We start from the raw sequence: 22,290 nt of genomic DNA on the forward strand, positions 1-22,290 counted from the left end.
AGATGTCCACTGTCCCGAAGGAACTCCGAAGAGTTGAGGCCTATCTTGTGCCGACTAAGCTTTGCTCTAATTGGTTAAGTGTTGAGTTTTCCAATTAAATACGAAATAATGCGGGTATATCTATTTCTTTTCAAAGAACGCTTTTTCACTCTTTTACGAATTCGTCTAACCTTTTGTTCACTTTTTCTATTTCATTCAATATCGGTTCGACATCGTTCCGTTGCTCGGCTTCCAACATTTTGGCTGTAAATTGCAGGGCCGTGGCGACTAAAAAATCCATGGGGTCAATATTTGAATATTTCTCCCTATATTGAGAAATCTTACCATTAATCAATTGTGCCGCTTTTCTGATTTGCTCCTCTTCCTCTCTCTCTATCGTCAACGTGCAAATCCGTCCTGCAATGTTCACATTAATCGTAAGTTTATCATTCATATTTAGTTATTCAAAAGAGCAATACATTTGTCAATCTCCCGCACCAGTTGGCTGATTCTTATTTTGGCCTCAGAGCTTCCATCTCCGGTCGAAATAGCATTAGCCACTTTCAAAGCTTTTATGTTCTCGTTTAATCTGTTGTTCTCGCCTTTCAGCTGCTCAATCCGGTTTCTGAGAGCTTGGATCTCCGCTTCCAGATTTTTGTTTTTGTCCAGCGAGGATATATATCGTTTTATTAGTTGTTCAATTTTTAAGTTTAGCTCTTTTATTATGTTTTCTTCTTTTTCTGTCATAACCTAAACTTTACACCACAAAGATAGGACAATTTCTTTTAAATACCAAGAGTGTTGTTATTTTTGCAACGGTTTTGTCATTTTTAGTAGCCGGTATGATATTATGAAAAAAGGAACGGTCATGATTGCGGGAGTTTTACTCCTTTTAACGTCAGTCGCTTGGGGACAATCGTCCGGGTGGTTAAATCCTTTACGCGTCGAGCCCTTGTTGAGTGGTAATTTCGGAGAATTGAGAGATTCGCATTTTCATTCCGGATTGGATTACAAAACGGAGGGCCGGGAAGGATTGCCGGTAATATGCGTGAAAGACGGGGTGTTGGCCCGGGTGAAGGTTTCAGCGACGGGTTACGGAAATGCATTGTATATCGAACATGCTGACGGATACACGACGGTTTACGGGCATTTGCAACGTTTTGTTCCCCGGGTGGAGAAGATCGTTCGGGATATGCAATACGCGAAAGAGTCATTCGCTATCGACGAAAATTTTAAAGCGGAAGCGATTGTATTCAAAGCGGGAGATACTATTGCTTATAGTGGAAACAGCGGTTCTTCCATGGGACCTCATTTGCATTTCGAGGTGAGAAGCTCTCGGGACGAACGCCCGTTGAATCCGTTGCTCTTCCTGAAAATAGAGGATACCATGGGACCGACTCTTCGGGCTCTTTATCTTTATGGGTTTTCAGAGGAGGGGGTGCTGTCGGGGCGTAGTCGCGTCGAGGTAAAAAATACGGGAAGCAGGAATTACAGTGCCGGGAGGGTACGGTTTCCTGCCGGAAAAGTCGGTGTCGGCGTGCAGGCTGATGATTACATGAACGGATCATGGAATAAATTGGGATTGTACGAGTTGAAGTTGTGGGTCGGAGGGCGGTTGATATCCCGAATGAAGATGGATACCACCTCTTTCGATCAAAACGTTTTGGTGAACGAGGTAAAGGATTTTCAACTTTATAGGGAGAATAAGGTCGTCTACACGACGTTTGGAAATTACCGGGATGAATTACCGGGAATTTTTACCTCGCTCGATCGCGGGTTTATTACGCTGTATCCGGATACTATCCGGCAAATCCGTTTGGAGTTGCGGGATATGAACGGTAATGTTTCCCGACTTTCCTTTGAGTTGATCGGGAAAGAGAAGGAACGTGAGATCGAAAGTTCGGAGCGCGTGATTTGGGATAACCGGAAAGAGCATCGGATGGTTTGTGAAAATTATGTGCTGGAGTTGGAACCGGATGCCTTACCGTATCCGGTATCGGGTAAACCGCAACTCGTTTCTTGTCATAAAGACAGTATTGAAACGATGGAGGTGTTTTGTTTGGCAAGAGAGGAGTGGCCTTTGTTAAAGAAAGGAAAATTGCAGGTGACGGGTTCATTTCCGGAGAAAAGCGTGCTATGTATGGTCGGAAAAGGGAATAAGTTATTGCCGATGAAAACTTGGCGGTCGGAAACGGGACTTTTGGCTTATCCCCGCGTGTTGGGACGTTATACGGTGAGCCGGGATACGGTGGCTCCTCAAATCGATTATTTGGGAAAGGTTGCCGGGAAAAGAGTGCATTTTAAAATAAAGGATGAATTGACGGGTATTGCTTCTTACCGGGTTGAGGTGAACGGGAAATGGTGTCTGTTCTCTTATGATGCTAAAAAGAATATGCTGGAGGGGCGTTTGAGCGAGCCTGCTTTTACAAAGGGAAAAAACAGGCTCGTGTTAAAGGTGGCGGATGGCGTGGGAAATATTGCTACCTTTGAAACCCATATTATAAAATAGGAGTATTAGTTAGTAAAAAGTATATATATGAATACGATAATAGAAAAAGCCAGGGAGCTGGCAAAAGAGAAGAAAACGGAAGAGGCTGTTGCCTTGTTGGAAGAACAGGTGATCGGAGAAAAAGAGGGGCCGGAGGAGATATTGATGGAGTTGGGAATTATTTATAACGGCAAGGCTGATTTTACTCGGGCTTTGAACTATTTCAATGCGGTATTGCGTTTGAATCCGGATAACGGTAAGGCTCGTACTTACGTGAACATGATCAACGGTATTTTGGATTATTATTGCAAAGATCTGTTGAATCCCTGATCGTATCGCATGGGTAAAAACAGGGAGGGGGATAACACGGATGCGGTAAAATGGGTAAAGACAGGTTCTTAAAAGTAGATTTTTATTTCGTGCGTTGTAATTCTCGATTAATTCATTTACCTTTGCGGCAGTTTTCGAATGGTTAAATTTACGTTTCAATCCGCTTGAAAGGGGGTGGTCGATTATTTTTGAGATAAATAAATAATATGATATTCGGTAAGAAAGAGGACACGCGATGGTGTCGTCGGTTATTTTTTTAGTAATTAAATTATTCATTTTTAAAAATAAAAGATCATGATTATAGTTCCATTGAAAGAAGGCGAGAATATTGAAAGAGCGTTGAAAAAATTCAAAAGAAAATTCGAGAAAACCGGTGTTATTAAAGAATTGAGAGACCGTCAAGCTTTTACCAAACCTTCTGTGAGAAATCGGATGGCTCGTATGAAAGCTGCTTACCGTCAATCGTTACAGCAAGCAGAAGAATAAAAGATTTACATAATGTTGTTTTTCAAAAACAAAAAGCGTAATTTAGTTACGTCTTTAAAATTTTGAAAATGATGCAACTCCAGGCTTTTTTGAATTATCTCAGTCGTGTAAAAAGATATTCTCCTCGCACGATAAAAGCATACCAAATGGATTTGCGTCAATTTTTTGATTATTGTAAGTTGAGCGATTCGGAGGAGGATATTTTAAAAATAACTACCAAGTTAGTGAGAGGATGGCTTATGGCCGAGATGAGCGGGAGTATGCGGAAAGTAGAGACCGGGGAGAAACTGAAGGGCACTTCCGGGAAGCGAAAGTTGAGCAGTTTAAAAGCTTTTTTTCGTTTTTTACTGAAAGAGGGAGTGTTGGAGGTAAATCCGGCGGAGGGGATTAGCGGCCCTAAAACGGCTAAGCGGTTGCCTGTTTTCGTGAAAGAGGAAGAGATGGCTGCGGTGTTGAATGTGGAAAAGGAGGATTTTCCTTGCCTGCGCGATTGGTTGATTTTGTTGATGGCCTATGACACGGGGATGAGGCGTTCGGAAATAGTCGGGTTGAAGGTGTCGGATGTCGATTTTTCCCGGCGATGTATTCGGGTGACGGGAAAAGGGAACAAGCAACGGGAGATTCCGGTCGTGAACGAGTTGGAGAAAGCGATGGCGTATTATTTGGAGAGGAGGCAGGAGGTCGTAATTCAGGAACACGGTTTTTTTTTCGTGACTGACAAGGGGTTGCCTGTTTACGATAAATTTGTTTATCGGCTGGTTACCGAGAAGTTGTCGAAAAATACCACTTTGTCCAAGAGGAGTCCGCATGTGTTGCGTCACTCTTTCGCCACTCATTTGTTGAATAACGGGGCGTCCATAGAGGGGATCCGGGAGCTTTTAGGGCATTCGAGTTTAGCTGCCACCCAGGTCTACACGCACAACTCGGTAGAGAGTATGTTGAAGATTTTTAAACAAGCTCACCCACGAGCATAAATTATAGGAGGAAACGGTATGGAAATTAGAATTAATCCTGTAGGTTTTTCAGTAAATCCGGTTTTGGAAGAGTTGATCAATAAAAAATTCTCGAAACTGGAAAGGTATCACGATGGCATTATCGCGATTGTGGTGACGTTGAAATTGGAAAAGGACGACAATCTTGAAAACAAATTGATGGAGGTGAACGTTGACGTGAAGGGACAGGATGTTTTCGTAAAGAAGAATGCTAAAACTTTTGAGGAGACGGTGGATGAGTTGTATGACGTGTTGAAGCGTCAGTTGACGAAGGCGAAGGAAAAGAGAGAAAATTAAAAAAATGATCTCATTTATTGTGAGATATGATTTTTAATTTGTACATTTGCAAGCCAAATTAAATGGATTTTTCTCGTTTGGACTGGTTAACATTCAGTCGTTCAGGGAATTTTCTATGGTATGTTATAGAGTTTTTGTGATAAATTGTTTAATAATAAAATTGTTTTAGAGTTATGGCTAAAGAACATTTTGACAGGTCAAAACCACACGTAAATATTGGTACTATTGGTCACGTTGACCACGGTAAAACAACCTTGACTGCTGCGATTACGACAGTTTTGGCAAAAAAAGGTCTTTCTGAATTGCGTTCATTCGATTCTATCGATAACGCTCCGGAAGAAAAAGAGAGAGGTATTACCATTAATACTTCGCACGTAGAATATGAAACTGCAAATCGCCACTATGCGCATGTTGACTGTCCGGGACACGCCGACTATGTAAAGAACATGGTTACCGGTGCCGCTCAGATGGACGGTGCTATTCTGGTTTGTGCCGCTACAGACGGTCCGATGCCCCAAACGCGTGAGCACATCCTTTTGGCTCGTCAGGTAAACGTACCGAGAATGGTCGTTTTCTTGAACAAAGTGGATATGGTGGATGACCCTGAAATGTTGGAATTGGTTGAGATGGAGATGAGAGAGTTGTTGTCTTTCTACGGATACGATGGAGACAATACTCCTATTATTTTAGGTTCTGCCCTCGGTGCTTTAAATGGAGAGCCGAAATGGGAAGAGAAAGTAATGGAGTTGATGGATGCAGTGGATTCTTGGATTGAACTTCCGGAACGTGCTGTAGACAAACCGTTCCTGATGCCTGTTGAGGACGTATTCTCTATTACCGGTCGTGGTACTGTTGCTACCGGTCGTATTGAGACGGGTACCGTTCACGTGGGTGATGAGTTGGAAATGATCGGTTTGGGTGCTGACGGGAAAAAGACCGTTTGTACCGGAGTTGAGATGTTCCGTAAGATTCTGGATGACGGAGAAGCCGGTGATAACGTAGGTTTGTTGCTTCGCGGTGTCGATAAAAACGAAATCAAGCGTGGTATGGTTTTGGCAAAACCGAAATCAGTAACCCCGCATACGAAATTCAAAGCCGAGGTTTATATCCTGAAAAAAGAAGAAGGTGGTCGTCACACTCCGTTCCACAACAGATACAGACCGCAATTCTATATCCGTACATTGGACGTTACCGGAGAGATCACTTTGCCGGAAGGACGCGAGATGGTAATGCCTGGTGATAACTTGACCATCACGGTTGATTTGATCACTCCGGTTGCTTGTTCGTTAGGTTTGCGTTTCGCTATCCGCGAGGGTGGTAGAACCGTGGGTGCCGGACAGATTACCGAAATCTTAGGCTAAGATGATTTTATGATTTGGTCGATTCGCTCTGGAATCGCTCGGTCATGAATCCAAGATAAATGGAGTTGACTTCGGTCAACTCCACATACGGGAGTGGCTCAGTTGGTAGAGCATCGGTCTCCAAAACCGAGGGTCGGGAGTTCGAACCTCTCCTCCCGTGCAATTTAAAAAGAAAGAAACAGATGAGAATTAAGAGTTATATATCAGACGTTTACAACGAACTGGTAAATAAAGTATCCTGGCCCACATGGTCTGAACTCCAGAGTAGTGCAACGATTGTGATGATTGCTTCCGTTATCATAGCTCTTTGTATATTTGCGATGGATTTCTCGTTCAGACACATAATGACAGGTATATATAGTTTGTTTTATTAAAAATCTTGGAGGTCTGACACATGGCTGAAATAAAAAAAAGATGGTATGTACTTCGAACAATTGGAGGCAAGGAGAAAAAGGTAAAGGAGTACATCGAAAATGAAATTGCCAGTTTAGGGCTTCAGGACTATGTTTCACAGGTTTTGGTGCCGGCCGAGAAGGTTTATCAAGTACGTAACGGGAAAAAATTCAGTAGTGAACGGAATCTATACCCGGGTTATGTATTGATAGAGGCTGCTCTTGTTGGTGAAATTCCCCACATGCTTCGTGATATTACGAACGTGATTGGCTTCCTGGGGGAGACCAAGGGAGGAGATCCTGTGCCGATGCGTCAAGCGGAGGTGAACCGGATTTTAGGTACGGTGGATGAACTTGCGGAACAACCAGAAGAAATAAGTGTTCCTTATTTCGTGGGCGAGTCGGTTAAAGTGACCGACGGGCCTTTTAACGGTTTTACCGGCGTGATAGAGGAGGTGAATTCGGATAAGAAGAGATTAAAAGTAATTGTTAAGATCTTCGGACGGAAAACGCCACTTGAACTGAGTTTCATGCAGGTAGAAAAAGAATAACAATTATTGATTAAAAAAAATCATGGCAAAAGAAGTTGAAGCAATTATCAAGCTACAAATTAAAGCCGGAGCAGCAAATCCTTCTCCTCCAGTAGGTCCTGCGTTAGGTTCAAAAGGGGTCAATATCATGGACTTCTGCAAGCAATTCAACGCAAGAACTCAGGATCAGGCAGGAAAGATTATCCCGGTGATTATTCAGGTGTACGGTGATAAGTCATTTGATTTTATCACGAAACAACCTCCTGTTGCGGTTCAGCTTTTGGAAGTAGCCAAATTGAAATCCGGATCTGCCGAGCCTAACCGTAAAAAGGTGGCTTCTATTACTTGGGCTCAAGTAAAAGAGATTGCAGAGTCTAAGATGAAAGATTTGAATGCTTTTGAAGTAGAAAAAGCGATGAGTATGGTAGCTGGTACTGCCAGAAGTATGGGTATCACCGTTGATGGTGAAAGACCTTTTTAATGAATTTGTAATACTTCAAACGTAATGAGTAGACTGACAAAAAATAAGAAGTTAGCTTTAGAAAAGATCGAAGGTGGAAAAGTGTATTCTATCGACGAGGCTGCACAACTTGTAAAAGAGATTACTTTTACCAAGTTTGATGCGTCAGTAGACCTGGACGTTCGATTAGGAGTGGATCCGCGTAAAGCCAATCAAATGGTTCGCGGTGTATGTACTTTACCTCATGGTACCGGAAAAGAAGTAAAAGTGTTGGTTTTGTGTACGCCTGACAAGGAGGATGAAGCTAAGGCTGCCGGTGCGGACTACGTGGGATTGGATGATTATATCGAGAAGATCAAAGGCGGTTGGACCGATATAGATATCATCATTACGATGCCTTCCGTGATGGGTAAAGTGGGTGCTCTTGGTAGAATATTGGGTCCTCGTGGATTGATGCCTAACCCGAAAAGCGGTACGGTAACTCCGGAAATCGGAAAAGCTGTTACTGAAGTAAAGCAAGGTAAGATCGACTTTAAGGTTGACAAATTTGGTATTATTCACGCCTCTATAGGTAAAGTATCATTTGATGCCGTTAAGATTTTAGAAAACGCGAGAGAATTCTTGAACGTGATCAACAAATTGAAACCGGCAGCCGCGAAAGGAACCTATGTTAAGAGTGTGTATCTGTCAAGTACGATGAGTCCCGGTATTCAAGTAGAACCAAAGTCATTACTTGATTAATTTTGTAACCTTAAAAAGGACCTCAGTAGTATGAAAAAAGAAGAGAAAAAAGTCATTATAGACAGCTTGACGGAGCAGGTTAACGAATATAAGCATCTTTATGTAACCGATATTGCGGGTTTGGATGCAGTCGCCACTCAGGCGTTGCGTAGGGCTTGTTTCGATGCTAACATAAAGCTTATACAGGTTAAAAACACCTTGTTGAAAAAGGCTCTTGAGAACGCTAACAACAATTACGAGGAGATCTTCGTTTCTTTGAAAGGAAGTAGTGCCGTAATGTTGTGCGAAACAGGTAATGCGCCTGCCAAATTGATCAAAGAGTTCCGTAAAGATAAGGATAAACCTGCATTTAAAGCCGCTTTCGTTGAGGAATGCGCTTATGTAGGCGAAAATCAATTAGACGCGTTGATCAATATTAAGTCTAAGGAAGAGTTGATTGGAGATATCATCCTGATGCTTCAGTCTCCGATGCAGAACGTTATTTCTGCTTTGCAATCCGGACAAAATACGATCGCCGGTGTTGTTAAGACACTGTCTGAAAAAGAATAATTTTTTAAGTTAAGTAACAAACAATTTTAAATTAGTATAGAAATGGCAGATTTGAAAAAACTTGCAGAAGAGCTAGTAAACCTTACCGTAAAAGACGTAAAAGAATTAGCTGATATTTTAAAAGAAGAGTACGGAATTGAACCTGCAGCTGCTGCTGTGGCTGTAGCTGCTCCTGCTGCTGGTGGCGCCGGTGCCGCTGCTGCTGAGCAAACGGAATTCGATGTAGTTCTTAAATCAGCTGGTGCCGCTAAATTGGCTGTTGTTAAGTTGGTAAAAGAGTTGACCGGTCTTGGTTTGAAAGAAGCTAAAGAATTAGTTGACAAAGCTCCGGCTCCATTGAAAGAGAAAGTTTCTAAAGAAGAAGCTAACAGCTTAAAAACTCAACTTGAAGAAGCAGGAGCTGAAGTTGAACTTAAATAAAGAATAAAACCGGTAGGTTTTGGAGGTTAAGAGTCTCATGTGGACTCTTAACCATTTTGTTGTTATGATTGTTTAGGTTCAAAAAAATTAATAGATGTCTTCATATAATTCAAACAATAGAATAAGCTTTGCGTCGATAAAAAATCAGTTGGATTATCCTGATTTTTTGGAGGTGCAATTAAAGTCGTTCAAAGACTTTTTTCAATTAGGTACCACGCCTGAGAACAGAAAGAATGAAGGCCTTTACACGGTTTTCAAAGAGAATTTTCCTATAACAGATACACGTAATAACTTTGTTTTAGAATTTTTGGATTACTTTATAGATCCGCCGCGTTATACCATTGACGAGTGTTTAAGTCAGGGCTTGACGTACGGAGCTCCGCTGAAAGCGAAGTTGAAGTTATACTGTACTGATCCGGAACATGAAGATTTTGATACGGTTATTGAGGATGTGTATTTGGGGAATGTTCCTTATATGACACCGAAAGGTACTTTCGTGATCAATGGAGCAGAGCGTGTCGTCGTTTCTCAGTTACACAGGTCTCCCGGTGTATTCTTCGGACAGAGTATTCATGCGAATGGTACGAAGCTTTATTCAGCCAGAATTATTCCGTTTAAGGGGTCCTGGATCGAATTTGCCACGGATATCAATAACGTGATGTATGCGTACATCGACCGGAAAAAGAAATTGCCCGTGACGACCCTGTTAAGAGCCATCGGCTTTGAAACGGATAAAGATATTCTCGAAATTTTCGGGTTGGCAGATGAAGTGAATGTTTCCCGGACGGGATTGAAGAAAGTCATTGGTCGTCGTTTAGCTGCTCGTGTTTTGAAATCTTGGGTAGAAGATTTCGTGGATGAAGATACCGGAGAAGTTGTTTCCATCGAACGTAACGAGATTATCGTGGATCGGGAAACGGTACTGGAGCCTGAGCATATAGATGCGATCGTTGAATCGGGAGCGAAAACGATCCTTCTTCACAAGGAGATTCAGAATCTGGCTGATTATGCCATTATATATAACACGTTACAGAAAGACCCCTGTAACTCGGAAAAAGAGGCTGTCATGCATATTTACAGGCAATTGCGTAGTTCGGAACCACCAGACGAAGCAACGGCCCGTGACGTGATCGACAAGCTCTTCTTCTCGGATAAACGTTACGATTTGGGTGACGTGGGGCGTTACAAGTTAAACAAGAAGTTGAATCTTTCCACGGATCCGGATATTCGGGTTTTAACGAAAGAGGATATCATCGAGATTATCAAGTATTTGATTCGCCTGTTGAATGCTCGTACGGATGTGGACGATATCGACCATTTGAGTAACCGTCGCGTTCGTACCGTGGGAGAACAGTTATATAACCAATTTGGAGTAGGGCTTGCCCGTATGGCCCGTACGATCCGGGAAAGGATGAACGTTCGGGACAACGAGGTGTTTACTCCGGTGGATTTGATCAATTCGAAGATTTTATCTTCCGTGATCAACTCTTTCTTCGGAACCAATGCTTTATCTCAGTTTATGGATCAAACGAATCCGTTGGCAGAGATCACGCACAAAAGACGTATGTCTGCTTTGGGACCCGGAGGTTTGTCCAGGGATCGTGCCGGATTTGAGGTTCGAGATGTACACTACACGCATTATGGCCGCTTGTGTCCGATCGAAACCCCGGAAGGTCCGAATATCGGTTTGATCTCTTCTCTTTGCGTTTATGCTAAAATCAATGACCTCGGATTTATCGAGACTCCTTACCGGAAGGTAAATGACGGGGTGGTGGATTTGTCCGACGAGGGGGTGAGGTATTATTCGGCAGAGGAGGAAGAGGGGTTGGTTATAGCGCAAGCCAGTTCTCCGGTAAACGACGAAGGTCTATTCTTGGATAAACGGGTAAAAGCCAGACAAGATGCGGATTTTCCGATGGCAGAAGGAGAGAGCGTGGATCTGATCGACGTGGCGCCGAATCAAATTGCCTCGATTGCCGCTTCTTTAATTCCTTTCTTGGAACATGACGATGCCAACCGCGCTTTGATGGGATCCAACATGATGCGTCAGGCTGTGCCTATCATTTGTCCGGAATCTCCGATCGTGGGTACCGGTTTGGAGGCAAATCTGATCAAGGATTCCAGAACGCAGATCGTTGCGGAAGGACCGGGTGTGGTGGATTATGTCGACGGGCGTAAGATCGTGATCAAATACGATCGTACGGAAGAGGAGGCTTATGTGAGCTTTGACAATGATACGAAAGAGTATTATCTGCCTAAATATAAACGTACGAACCAGAGTACGACCATGACCTTGAAACCTATCGTAAGAAAAGGCGATCGGGTGGAAGAAGGCCAGATATTGACGGAGGGATATTCTTCCGAGAAGGGAGAGTTAGCCTTGGGACGTAACTTGAAAGTGGCTTTCATGCCGTGGAAGGGGTATAACTACGAGGATGCCATCGTTATTTCGGAGAATATCGTGCGCAACGACGTGTTTACTTCCGTACACGTGGATGAATATTCGTTGGAAGTGCGGGAGACCAAGCGCGGTTTGGAAGAGTTGACCGCCGATATTCCGAACGTAAGCGAGGAAGCTACCCGCGATCTGGATGAAAACGGTATTATCCGCATAGGAGCCCGTATTAAACCGGGCGATATCATGATCGGTAAGATTACTCCGAAGGGAGAATCGGATCCGAGCCCGGAGGAGAAATTATTACGGGCTATTTTCGGAGATAAGGCCGGAGACGTGAAGGATGCTTCGTTAAAAGCTTCTCCTTCGTTGAGCGGGGTCATTATCGACAAGAAGTTGTACCAACGCACGGTAGGGGATCGCAAATCCAAAGCTGCGGGAAAGAATCTGTTGGCAGAATTTGACGAACAATTCCAACGTAAAGTGGGAGATTTGACCTCTCTGTTGATCGACAAACTATTCGAGTTAGTGAACGGGAAGACCTCTCAGGGCGTGAAAAATTATCTGAACGAGGATATTGTTCCGAAAGGGGTGAAATTCTCTTACAAGATGCTCCAGAATATGGATTTCTTGCAGATCAATCCGAACAAATGGACGACCGATAAGCAGAAAAACGATATGATCCGCGACTTGTTGCATAATTACATCATCAAGTACAAAGAGATCGAAGGTCAAATCAAACGTAAGAAATATAATGCTACCGTCGGTGACGAGTTACCTTCCGGAATTATCAAGATGGCAAAGGTATACGTGGCTAAAAAACGTAAATTGCAGATCGGAGATAAGATGGCGGGACGTCACGGTAACAAAGGTATCGTATCCCGCGTAGTAAGAGTGGAGGATATGCCCTTCCTGGAAGACGGAACTCCGGTGGATATTTGTTTGAATCCGTTAGGTGTACCTTCCCGTATGAACCTGGGACAGGTATTCGAAACCGTACTGGGTTGGGCCGGAAAAAAATTGGGCGTAAAATTTGCGACTCCGATTTTTGACGGGGCTACTTTGGAGGAGATAAACGAGTACACGGATAAGGCCGGATTGCCGAGAAGCGGTACTACCTACCTGTATGACGGAGGAACCGGAGAGCGTTTCGACCAGCCCGCTACCGTGGGAGTGATCTATATGTTGAAGCTGGGGCACATGGTAGATGACAAGATGCATGCCCGTTCTATCGGACCGTATTCCTTGATTACTCAGCAACCTCTTGGAGGTAAGGCACAGTTCGGAGGGCAACGTTTCGGAGAGATGGAGGTTTGGGCATTGGAAGCTTTCGGGGCTTCTCATATCTTACAGGAGATTCTGACCGTGAAGTCGGACGATGTAATGGGTAGAACCAAGACTTATGAACACATCGTGAAGGGAGAACCGTTACCTACACCGGGTATACCGGAGTCCTTCAATGTATTGTTACATGAGTTGAGAGGTTTGGGATTGAGCGTTAACTTGATATAATTTTTGATTTACGATTTCGGATTTGGGACGGGTTGTATTGCCAGGATCTAAAATCTGAAATCTAAAATTCATAAATATGGCATTCAGAAAAGAGAATAAAACAAAAACTAGTTTTACAAAGATTGCTATTGGTTTGGCTTCTCCGGAAGAGATTCTGGAGCGTTCCAGTGGTGTGGTGTTAAAACCGGAGACCATAAACTATCGTACCTATAAACCTGAACGGGATGGTTTGTTCTGTGAACGAATCTTCGGGCCGGTGAAAGATTACGAATGTCATTGCGGTAAATACAAACGTATTCGCTATAAAGGGATTGTGTGCGACCGATGCGGTGTTGAGGTGACGGAGAAAAAGGTTCGTCGTGAGCGGATGGGACATATACAATTGGTTGTTCCCGTGGCACACATTTGGTATTTCAAATCTTTACCGAATAAAATCGGTTATTTGTTGGGATTGCCTTCCAAAAAATTGGATGCGGTGATTTATTACGAAAGATATGTCGTGGTAAACCCGGGAGTTATGGCCGAGTCCGGAATTAAAACACTGGATTTCCTTACAGAGGAGGAGTACCTTGATATTTTAGATAAGCTTCCGAACGAGAATCAGTATTTGGATGACGATGATCCCAATAAGTTTATCGCCAAGATGGGTGCTGAAGCTATCTCCATGTTGTTGGAACGTTTGGATTTGGATGATTTGTCTTACGAATTGAGAAATAAAGCCAATACCGAAACGTCTCAACAGCGGAAAAATGAAGCTTTGAAACGTTTGCAGGTAGTGGAGGCTTTCCGGGAAAGTAAAGATATCAATAAACCGGAATGGATGATCGTGAAGGTGGTTTCCGTGATCCCTCCCGAATTGCGCCCGTTAGTTCCGTTGGATGGCGGTCGTTTTGCCACGTCCGATTTAAACGATCTGTACCGGAGGGTGATTATCCGTAACAATCGTTTGAAACGTTTGATTGAGATTAAGGCTCCGGATGTGATTTTGCGGAATGAAAAACGTATGTTGCAGGAAGCTGTTGACTCGTTGTTCGACAATTCCCGTAAATCCAATGCGGTGAAAATCGAAAACAACCGGCCGTTGAAATCTCTTTCCGACAGTTTGAAGGGTAAGCAGGGACGTTTCCGTCAGAATTTGTTAGGAAAGCGTGTCGATTATTCGGCTCGTTCGGTTATTGTCGTGGGGCCCGATTTGAAAATGCACGAATGTGGTCTTCCCAAGGATATGGCGGCAGAACTTTATATGCCGTTTATCATTCGGAAATTGATTGAACGGGGTATCGTGAAAACGGTGAAGAGTGCCAAAAAGATCGTGGATCGCCGTGATCCGATCGTGTGGGATATCCTGGAAAACGTGTTGAAAGGTCATCCGGTTTTGTTAAACCGTGCTCCGACCCTGCACCGTTTAGGTATTCAGGCTTTCCAACCGAAATTGATCGAAGGAAAGGCTATCCGTTTGCATCCCTTGGCTTGTACCGGATTTAATGCCGACTTCGACGGAGACCAAATGGCAGTTCATTTGCCTTTGGGTAATGAAGCTATTTTGGAAGCTCAGATTCTGATGTTGTGTTCCCATAATATATTGAATCCTGCGAACGGAGCTCCTATTACGGTTCCTTCTCAGGATATGGTGTTGGGGTTGTATTATATCACTAAACCCAGAAAAGGCGCCCGGGGAGAAGGATTGAAATTTTATTCTCCGGAGGAGGTTATTATTGCCTTTAACGAAAGAGCGGTAGATTTACATGCAGAGATCAAAGTGAAGATCGACGACGTGGATCAAGAGGGGAATCCTATCCGTCACACGATAGATACGACTGTCGGTCGGGTGTTGTTGAATCAATATACTCCGAAGAATTATCCGTATATCAATACGTTGATTACGAAAAAAGCTTTACGTGACATCATCGGGGACGTGTTTAAGCGTTGCGGCGTGGATGTAACGGCCAAGTTCTTGGACGATATTAAGGATTTGGGATATCGGAAAGCGTTTGAGGGTGGTTTGTCCTTTAATTTGGGAGACGTTATCATTCCGGAAGAGAAACAATCTCTGTTGGAAGAAGGTTACAATCAGGTAGACGAGGTAATGTCGAACTATAATATGGGATTCATTACCAATAATGAACGTTACAATCAGATTATTGATATTTGGACGCACGTGAATGCTAATTTGACGGCTACTTTGATGAAGCAGTTGGCTTCCGATGACCAGGGATTCAATTCCATCTATATGATGTTGGACTCGGGAGCCCGTGGTTCTCGCGAGCAGATCCGTCAGTTGGGAGGTATGCGTGGATTGATGGCTAAACCTCAAAAATCAGGCGCAACCGGCGGACAGATTATTGAAAACCCGATTTTAGCTAACTTTAAAGAGGGATTGTCTGTATTGGAGTACTTTATTTCAACTCACGGTGCCCGTAAAGGTTTGGCCGATACGGCGTTGAAAACGGCTGATGCCGGTTATTTGACTCGTCGTTTGGTCGATGTGGCCAATGATATTACGATTACGGAAGAGGATTGCGGTACATTGCGCGGTATTACCATATCGGCGATTAAGAATAACGAAGAGGTGGTTGCTTCTTTGTCCGAGCGAATCCTGGGACGTGTTTCCGTACATGATATTTATCATCCGAATACGGGTGAATTGATCGTTGCTTCCGGGGAGGAAATTACGGAAGTCATTGCCGATATGATCGAGAGATCGCCGATCGAACGCGTAGAGGTTCGTTCCGTGTTGACTTGTGAGGCGAAAAAAGGAGTTTGTGCTAAATGTTACGGACGTAATTTGGCCACGAGTCGGATGGTGGAGAAAGGTGAGGCTGTCGGAGTTATCGCGGCACAGTCCATTGGAGAGCCTGGTACGCAGTTGACTTTGAGGACATTCCACGTGGGAGGTACTGCCGGAAATATTTCCAGCGAGAACTCTCTGAAGGCAAAATACGAAGGTTATGTGGAGTTTGAAGAGTTACGTTCCGTGGAACATACCTTGGATAACGGAACCGTATGCGATGTTGTGGTAGGACGTTTGACAGAATTACGTATTGTCGATAAGAATACCAATATAATATTGGTTTCTCACGCTATTCCTTACGGAGCGAAGCTGTTCGTAAAGGATGGTCAGGAAGTGAACAAGGGTGATTTACTTTGTGAGTGGGATCCGTTCAATGCATTGATTATTACCGAATATTCCGGAACGATAGGATTGGAAAATCTGATCGAAGGAGAGACTTATAAGGAGGAGTCGGATGAGACAACCGGCTTCCGTGAGATGATCATCATTGAATTCCGGGATAAAACAAAAGCTCCTGCTTTATGTATTAAAGATGCGGGAGAGAATGTCGTGAAGAGTTATAATTTGCCGGTAGGTGCTCACATCGTGGTGAAAGAGGGGGCACAGGTAACTGCCGGTAGCACGATTGCCAAAATTCCGAGAGCTGTCGGTAAGGCCGGTGATATCACGGGAGGTCTTCCGCGTGTTACCGAGTTATTCGAAGCCCGTAACCCGTCGAATCCTGCCGTTGTATCGGAAATTGACGGAGAGGTGACCTATGGTAAGATCAAACGCGGTAATCGAGAGATCATCGTTACTTCTAAGGCCGGAGAGGTGAAGAAATATTTGGTTTCTTTGTCTAAGCAGATATTGGTTCAGGAAAACGATTATGTTCGTGCGGGAACCCCATTGTCCGACGGAGCGATTACTCCGACCGATATATTGAATATCGAAGGGCCGATAAAGGTACAGGAATATATCGTAAATGAGGTGCAAGATGTATACCGGATGCAGGGAGTGAAGATCAATGATAAGCATTTTGAGATCATTGTTCATCAGATGATGCGTAAGGTATTGATTCAGGATGCCGGTGATACCAAATTCTTGGAGAGCCAAATCGTGGATAAATCCGAATTTATGGAAGAGAACGACGCCATGTACGGTAAGAAAGTCGTTCTGGATCCGGGTGATTCTGACCGGGTGAAAGCGGGACAGATTATTACGGTGCGTATGCTTCGGGATATCAATTCCCAATTGAAACGTCGTGATATGAAAGTCGTGGAGGCTCGTGATGCCGTGCCTGCAACATCTGCGCAGGTACTTCAGGGGATCACGAGAGCTGCTCTACAGACTGCCAGTTTCATTTCGGCTGCTTCTTTCCAGGAGACAACCAAGGTATTGAACGAGGCGGCTATTCACGGAAAAGTAGATCCTTTGGAGGGATTGAAAGAGAACGTGATTTGCGGTCACTTGATACCGGTAGGAACCGGAATGAAGGAGTTCAGAAGTTTGATCGTCGGTTCGAAAGCGGACTTCGAGAAAATAGAGAATAAATAAAAGAAAAAGGACCATCGGTTTTCCGGTGGTCTTTTTTTGTTCGATTCGGCAAGGCGATGATTGCGATAAGTTTTTAGTAGTTCTGAGATTGTAATTTCTGTTAATCATTATCTTTGCTTTCGAACTTAAACGAGAACGAAAAGTTATGGAAGAGAAAAAAAATCAGTTGGATATAGAATTAAGTCATGAAGTAGCTCAGGGAACTTACGCTAATTTGGCGATTATTTCCCATTCGAGTTCGGAGTTTGTCGTGGATTTTATCCGGATCATGCCGGGAGTGCCGAAAGCAGATGTGAAAAGTAGGATTATTCTTACTCCTGAACATGCGAAACGTTTGATGCTGGTGCTTCAGGATAATATCCGAAAATTCGAGCAGGAATATGGCCGTATAAATATTCCGGAAGGAGAGACCATAGGGCCGATGTTTCCCATGGATGTGGAACCGAAAGGACAAGCTTAATTATGGATTAAGGGATTTTGTGATTCTGTGATGGTGGCCGGAAGATTGTAGATAACATCCGGGGGGACGGGTGCAATGGGTTATTCAGAAAGTACGCGACTTTCTGAATAATTTTTTTATTATGCTGCTTTGATGAGACTGCGTCCCAACCAAACCAAGATGATGCCTAATAGGATGCTTAATCCGAGATAAAGAGAAAAATAGAGCCAATGTCTATTCTGGATCAGTAAAAACATATCGTCGGCAAAGGAGGAGAACGTGGTAAATCCCCCGCAGAAACCTGTGATTAAGAAGACATTCATGTTGGGTGAAATCAGATGGGCTTTTTCTGCTAACCCGAAGAAAATGCCGATTACAAAACTGCCGATAATGTTTACTGCAAACGTACCCCACGGAAAAGGTGAGGTCGTAACAAAATGAAATAATTTCCCTACCAAGAAACGCAGGCAGGTGCCGATAAAGCCTCCTATTCCTGCAATAATCATCGCTTTGAACATAGTTTTCCTAATTTTAATTGTTAGACATATTTTCCTACTTATTTCGGAAGTTGTTTGAAAACCATCGGACCGACAATAGCGGTAATTACTCCTCCCAATATCAGGGTTCCGATGGCGACCATCAACACTAATTTTCCTCCTCCTAAATTCAGGAGAAGGGGTATAATAAAGGTGGCAATGATGGCTCCGAGTTTGCCCAGGGCAGAGGCGACCCCTTCGCCGCCGGCTCTCGTCTGAAGATCGTAAATTCGGCTGGGTAGTATGAAGGTCATCATGTGTGGCCCGGCATTTAAGGCTATTTCGAAAAGCATAAACCCGACGAGGATGACCCAGGCGGATGAATGGTATATATAGCCTAAGAGAACAATGAATAATCCGATGGCACTTACAAAAAATCCTAAGGACTGGTCTCTGATCGGGTTAATCTTGTTGATAAAGCTGATACCCAGTATAAAGCCGGCAATAACGGCAAAGTTAATATATAGCGTGATTTTCAGTGCGTCTGTTACCCGGTCGAAGGGAAGTGTTTCCGGGGAAATGAATCCCAGGGAAAGCAACAGGATCGGAGTGAATATTCCGATTCCGTATACGCCCATTCCCTCGCATCCCCAGGGAATTCCGCTTAAAATAATTTTTTTGATATTTCCCCGGACGAAAAGTTCCTTCCATGAGCTTTGAGGTTGATGCCTTATTTTAGATTTGTTCGCTAATTCTCCGATGTAGACATCGTTGCCCAAAAAGAAACGGACACTTTTTTCTGCTTCCTGAATTTTACCGTGAATAGCTAACCATTCGGGGCTTTCGGCAAAATGAATGCGGGAAAGAAAAGTAACTGCCGCAAAAATAGAGATGAATAGGAAAAGTTTGTTCCAAATTTCGGGATTGGCGGTATGTTTCAGTACGAAGTAAGCGACGATAATCATTATTATGTTACCGAGAGCCGAGGTAGCCTTGGATATTCCTAACATCTGTCTTTTCCATTTCTTGGGCATTGTTTCCGATACATAAGAAGGATCGAGAGCGTAACCTCCTCCGATTCCGAATCCGATGATCAGTAAACATATCGTCAGAATAAGTATGGATTGAGAGAAAAAAATCCATAAAGAGGCAAATAAAATGAGTAACGGGCATAGTCGGAAAAAAAAGAGGTAGCCGTACCGGTCGCTAAAATGACCGAAAAATAGAGATCCTACGGTGATACCTGTTAAGCCTGACGAGAAAACAAGACCTTGTAGCCAAGAGGAGAGTTCCGGATGATGGGTAATTGCTATGAGCGGAGCGATTACTCCGATGAGAACGGCTAATACTCCTCCGAAAAACTGTCCGGCAGATGCTATTATAAGTATACGGATATGTCCCCAACGCAAGGGCATCGTATCCATATTTACCATTTTATCTGGTGTCCTGTTTCCTGTCATATCGTTTATCATTAAGTTTCAATCGGGTTAACATACTCTCTGTCGTCACAATTGTTTCTGTGACGACAGAGAGAGTAAGAAAATTTTGTAATAGGTTATCCTGCTTGTAGTATTTTCTTATCCAGGTTGAGATGAGGCCAGAGGAATAACCAGGTGGCCACGCAGAACGGACCTGTAAGGGTGGGTAATCCGAAAGGGGTAAATAGGGTATCCATACCGGCTTGAATAAACACGGTGGCGAAAATGCCGACGAGACTCCATATGACGGTTCGCCAATTGACCTGATAAAACGTGATGCCTAAGGCGATTCCTGTCAAAACGGGACTGAAACCGAATAATCCGTTTGCGATATCGGCGCCGTTGCATTGATATAGGATGGCTGTCGCTAATGATAACGCCGAGGCGATTGCCGCCCAAATAGCTGCCCATTTGTTACTGATCGCCAATCCGATTAAAAAGAGTATGCCAGTTACCCATGAATTGATCAAAAATACCTGACTGATCCCTGTCAGCCAATAAATTACGAGATGGGAAAAGCCGGTGTCGAATGTCGAAGAGAAATTACCCGGTAATTCGGGAGCACTTAAGCCAGAATCCGGTAATCCGTGCATGATTCGGGCCGCTAATAAAACGAACCAGGTAATCAAGACAAAGGGAAACGTAAAAGAACTGACCTTGTATGGGACCAATAGATGATTCAGACCTACCATGACCCAGGTGGTCATGGACGAAAAGATGATTAAGGCTAACCACATCAAAGGAACGTTTCCCAGAAATGTAGGTAGAGCACATCCTACCAGTATTCCGTTAAATCCCCACAGGCCGATCGATCCTTTTTCAGCGGGATACTTCAACAGATATCCGGTGAGGGTGGATACGACGGTCCCTACAATAGCCCCCCAGGCTACGGCCGGATTTCCTGTTGCGTAAGATCCGTAAAATATCCCGGCCAGAAAAAACAGCCCCGTCCAGGCGTTGCCTTGGAACATGACTTGTCCGGCTCCTTTTAGTACCACTTTGATGAAACCAAAAGAAAAAATTCTTGGCATAGTAATTTCTGTTTCCATAATTTATTCGATGTTTAGTTATCTCCATACAAATTCGACCGGTACGGGTTTATTTTTTATCTGCATACGGACGACGGAACAAAATTCCCGGATGAAACGTTTTACGGGTTGTGTTTCTTTACCTAATACTTTTAAAATTAATCCGCATTTTTCCGGCAAATGAGTTATTCCTGCGGCAAGTTTTTGATGTTTATCCAAAAAAGCCCCGGTGTTTTTATAGATTTGTTCGGCATCTTTTTCCGGAGTTAATACCAGAACGTTGGCAAATACGTCGTAGTCGTGCATTATGCCGATACGACAAAGGGGATTTTCTTTCGGGGTTGCGACTAATTTTTCTCGAAAGAGAGGAGTGCCGTCCGGTCGATGTGCCCGGGTACAGACGGATAATAGATCGTATTCAAATGATTCGCCCTCACCGTAATACTTTCGTCCGCCCGTGTATATCTCCGAATAAAATAGTGTGGCGGTAGCGTCAATTTGAATATCCGTATCTGTAATGTATCGGCTATTTCTGCATGGAATAGTCGGTTCCGGGATGTATTCCAGGTATGCGTTTTCTTCCAGAACGAAAGATTGTTTCAAACCGGAAAAATTATAGACCATTTCGGCAATTTTTGTTGCCGCTCCGGTAGATAGGTGGGCGTATGCGTTTTTACATACCTTGAATTTGTTTACATAGCGGTCTCCGTCGATATTAGGGCCTCCTGAAGACAGAATGTATACGCAAGGCATTTCCGGCATTCCTTCGTCGAAATAGAGTTCTTGTTGCACGATCAGAGGAGCGCGTCTGTCCCAATGGCGCATGATGGATTTTCCGTTTTTGTCCAGTTCAAAAACGAGATCCAAAAGCCCGCATTTTCCCGGAGCTCCGACATGCATTGCCCGGGGTTCTGCCAGATAAGGGCGTAGCTCCCGGTTTTGTGAAAACTCTTTCATATTTTCATATCCTCCACCTCTTTTTGTGAAACGCGGTCGAACAGAGCCATATTCCGTATTAATCCGATTAACTCTTTGATTCCTTCTCCCGTCATGCAATTGGTAAAAACAAACGGTTTTCCGGGGCGCATGATTTCGGAGTCCCGTCTCATTACCTCCAAGTCGGCGTGGACATAAGGGGCGAGATCGGTTTTATTGATGACTAAAATGTCGGAATAGGTTATTCCCGGCCCGTCTTTTCGCGGAATTTTATCTCCGGCAGCCACATCGATGACATAAATAAAAAAGTCTACCAATGCCGGGCTAAAGGTTAAAGTCAGGTTGTCGCCTCCCGATTCTATCAAAACGATATCGCTATCCGGAAATTTCGCTTCCATCTCTTCCACGGCTGCAATATTCATGGAGGGGTCCTCGCGTACGGCGGTATGAGGGCAAGCTCCTGTCTCAACGCCGATTATACGGTCTTCCGCTAAATATCCTTTAAGCATTTTGCGGACATGTTTAGCATCTTCTGTTGTAACGATGTCGTTGGTAATGATTAAAACTTGTAAGCCTAATTTTAATAAATGGGGGGTTAGTGCCTCTATAAGTGCTGTTTTCCCCGATCCTACGGGGCCACCGACACCGATTCTGCATGTGTTACTCATATGGGT

Annotated in this window: 22 protein-coding genes and 1 tRNA gene; 16 read left to right on the forward strand and 7 right to left on the reverse strand. The window is 43.8% G+C overall.

Features of this window, described 5'->3' with window-relative positions; genetic code table 11:
- Positions 1-145 precede the first annotated feature (145 nt).
- Both NVS78_RS05120 and NVS78_RS05125 read right to left on the reverse strand, forming a co-directional pair.
- Positions 146-433 (reverse strand): cell division protein ZapA, encoded by a 288-nt coding sequence (locus NVS78_RS05120; RefSeq protein WP_286358201.1) that lies wholly within the window; start codon positions 431-433, stop codon positions 146-148.
- A gap of 2 nt (positions 434-435) precedes the next feature.
- Entirely contained in the window at positions 436-726 is a 291-nt protein-coding gene (locus NVS78_RS05125; protein WP_286358202.1) for a coiled-coil domain-containing protein, read from the reverse strand.
- A 103-nt stretch (positions 727-829) separates the two neighbouring features.
- Between NVS78_RS05125 and NVS78_RS05130 the strand changes: the two genes are divergently transcribed.
- The 16 genes from NVS78_RS05130 (at position 830) to NVS78_RS05200 (ending at position 17,719) form a co-directional block, all read left to right on the forward strand.
- A complete protein-coding gene (locus NVS78_RS05130) occupies positions 830-2,488 on the forward strand; it encodes a M23 family metallopeptidase (protein WP_286358203.1) in 1,659 nt (552 codons plus the stop codon).
- 27 nt (positions 2,489-2,515) lie between these two features.
- Positions 2,516-2,797, forward strand: coding sequence for a hypothetical protein (locus NVS78_RS05135; RefSeq protein ID WP_286358204.1), 282 nt, complete (start codon positions 2,516-2,518; stop codon positions 2,795-2,797).
- A gap of 294 nt (positions 2,798-3,091) precedes the next feature.
- Entirely contained in the window at positions 3,092-3,283 is a 192-nt protein-coding gene (gene rpsU, locus NVS78_RS05140; RefSeq protein WP_041504187.1) for a 30S ribosomal protein S21, read from the forward strand.
- A 71-nt stretch (positions 3,284-3,354) separates the two neighbouring features.
- Positions 3,355-4,257, forward strand: coding sequence for a tyrosine-type recombinase/integrase (locus NVS78_RS05145; protein WP_286358466.1), 903 nt, complete (start codon positions 3,355-3,357; stop codon positions 4,255-4,257).
- Between the two features lie 18 nt (positions 4,258-4,275).
- A complete protein-coding gene (hpf, locus tag NVS78_RS05150) occupies positions 4,276-4,572 on the forward strand; it encodes a ribosome hibernation-promoting factor, HPF/YfiA family (RefSeq protein ID WP_041504188.1) in 297 nt (98 codons plus the stop codon).
- 173 nt (positions 4,573-4,745) lie between these two features.
- The gene (gene tuf / locus NVS78_RS05155) at positions 4,746-5,933 is read left to right on the forward strand and encodes an elongation factor Tu (protein WP_041504189.1); all 1,188 of its coding nucleotides are present in this window, start codon (positions 4,746-4,748) and stop codon (positions 5,931-5,933) included.
- An 87-nt stretch (positions 5,934-6,020) separates the two neighbouring features.
- A tRNA-Trp gene (locus NVS78_RS05160) sits at positions 6,021-6,093 on the forward strand.
- 22 nt (positions 6,094-6,115) lie between these two features.
- Positions 6,116-6,307, forward strand: coding sequence for a preprotein translocase subunit SecE (gene secE, locus NVS78_RS14175; RefSeq protein WP_082027514.1), 192 nt, complete (start codon positions 6,116-6,118; stop codon positions 6,305-6,307).
- A 20-nt stretch (positions 6,308-6,327) separates the two neighbouring features.
- A complete protein-coding gene (gene nusG / locus NVS78_RS05165; protein ID WP_041504190.1) occupies positions 6,328-6,876 on the forward strand; it encodes a transcription termination/antitermination protein NusG in 549 nt (182 codons plus the stop codon).
- A 22-nt stretch (positions 6,877-6,898) separates the two neighbouring features.
- Positions 6,899-7,336, forward strand: a complete 438-nt coding sequence (rplK, locus tag NVS78_RS05170) for a 50S ribosomal protein L11 (protein ID WP_041504191.1) — start codon at positions 6,899-6,901, stop codon at positions 7,334-7,336.
- Positions 7,337-7,360: 24 nt separating this feature from the next.
- On the forward strand, positions 7,361-8,056 hold the full coding sequence (gene rplA / locus NVS78_RS05175; protein WP_041504192.1) for a 50S ribosomal protein L1: 696 nt from the start codon (positions 7,361-7,363) through the stop codon (positions 8,054-8,056).
- 30 nt (positions 8,057-8,086) lie between these two features.
- Complete coding sequence (rplJ, locus tag NVS78_RS05180) at positions 8,087-8,605, forward strand: 50S ribosomal protein L10 (RefSeq protein ID WP_041504193.1); 519 nt, start codon at positions 8,087-8,089, stop codon at positions 8,603-8,605.
- A gap of 42 nt (positions 8,606-8,647) precedes the next feature.
- Positions 8,648-9,025, forward strand: a complete 378-nt coding sequence (gene rplL, locus NVS78_RS05185; RefSeq protein ID WP_286358205.1) for a 50S ribosomal protein L7/L12 — start codon at positions 8,648-8,650, stop codon at positions 9,023-9,025.
- Positions 9,026-9,119: 94 nt separating this feature from the next.
- Positions 9,120-12,932, forward strand: coding sequence for a DNA-directed RNA polymerase subunit beta (rpoB, locus tag NVS78_RS05190; RefSeq protein WP_286358206.1), 3,813 nt, complete (start codon positions 9,120-9,122; stop codon positions 12,930-12,932).
- 76 nt (positions 12,933-13,008) lie between these two features.
- Positions 13,009-17,259: a DNA-directed RNA polymerase subunit beta' gene (gene rpoC, locus NVS78_RS05195; protein ID WP_286358207.1), complete on the forward strand. Its 4,251-nt coding sequence runs from the start codon at positions 13,009-13,011 to the stop codon at positions 17,257-17,259.
- Between the two features lie 145 nt (positions 17,260-17,404).
- Positions 17,405-17,719 (forward strand): DUF3467 domain-containing protein, encoded by a 315-nt coding sequence (locus NVS78_RS05200; RefSeq protein ID WP_286358208.1) that lies wholly within the window; start codon positions 17,405-17,407, stop codon positions 17,717-17,719.
- A gap of 119 nt (positions 17,720-17,838) precedes the next feature.
- On the opposite strand, the gene crcB is transcribed toward NVS78_RS05200, so the two are convergent.
- The 5 genes from crcB to ureG all read right to left on the reverse strand — a co-directional run bounded on the left by crcB (position 17,839) and on the right by ureG (position 22,284).
- Entirely contained in the window at positions 17,839-18,216 is a 378-nt protein-coding gene (crcB, locus tag NVS78_RS05205) for a fluoride efflux transporter CrcB (protein WP_286358209.1), read from the reverse strand.
- A gap of 38 nt (positions 18,217-18,254) precedes the next feature.
- A complete protein-coding gene (locus NVS78_RS05210; protein ID WP_286358210.1) occupies positions 18,255-19,634 on the reverse strand; it encodes an MFS transporter in 1,380 nt (459 codons plus the stop codon).
- A 95-nt stretch (positions 19,635-19,729) separates the two neighbouring features.
- Complete coding sequence (gene yut / locus NVS78_RS05215) at positions 19,730-20,701, reverse strand: urea transporter (protein WP_041504199.1); 972 nt, start codon at positions 20,699-20,701, stop codon at positions 19,730-19,732.
- A gap of 18 nt (positions 20,702-20,719) precedes the next feature.
- Complete coding sequence (locus NVS78_RS05220; RefSeq protein ID WP_286358211.1) at positions 20,720-21,637, reverse strand: urease accessory protein UreD; 918 nt, start codon at positions 21,635-21,637, stop codon at positions 20,720-20,722.
- Positions 21,634-22,284: an urease accessory protein UreG gene (ureG, locus tag NVS78_RS05225; protein WP_041504201.1), complete on the reverse strand. Its 651-nt coding sequence runs from the start codon at positions 22,282-22,284 to the stop codon at positions 21,634-21,636. The genes NVS78_RS05220 and ureG overlap by 4 nt, the downstream gene beginning before the upstream one ends.
- Positions 22,285-22,290 lie beyond the last annotated feature (6 nt).

The sequence above is a fragment of the Gabonibacter chumensis genome, from assembly GCF_024741215.1.
Classification (GTDB): domain Bacteria; phylum Bacteroidota; class Bacteroidia; order Bacteroidales; family Marinifilaceae; genus Gabonibacter; species Gabonibacter massiliensis.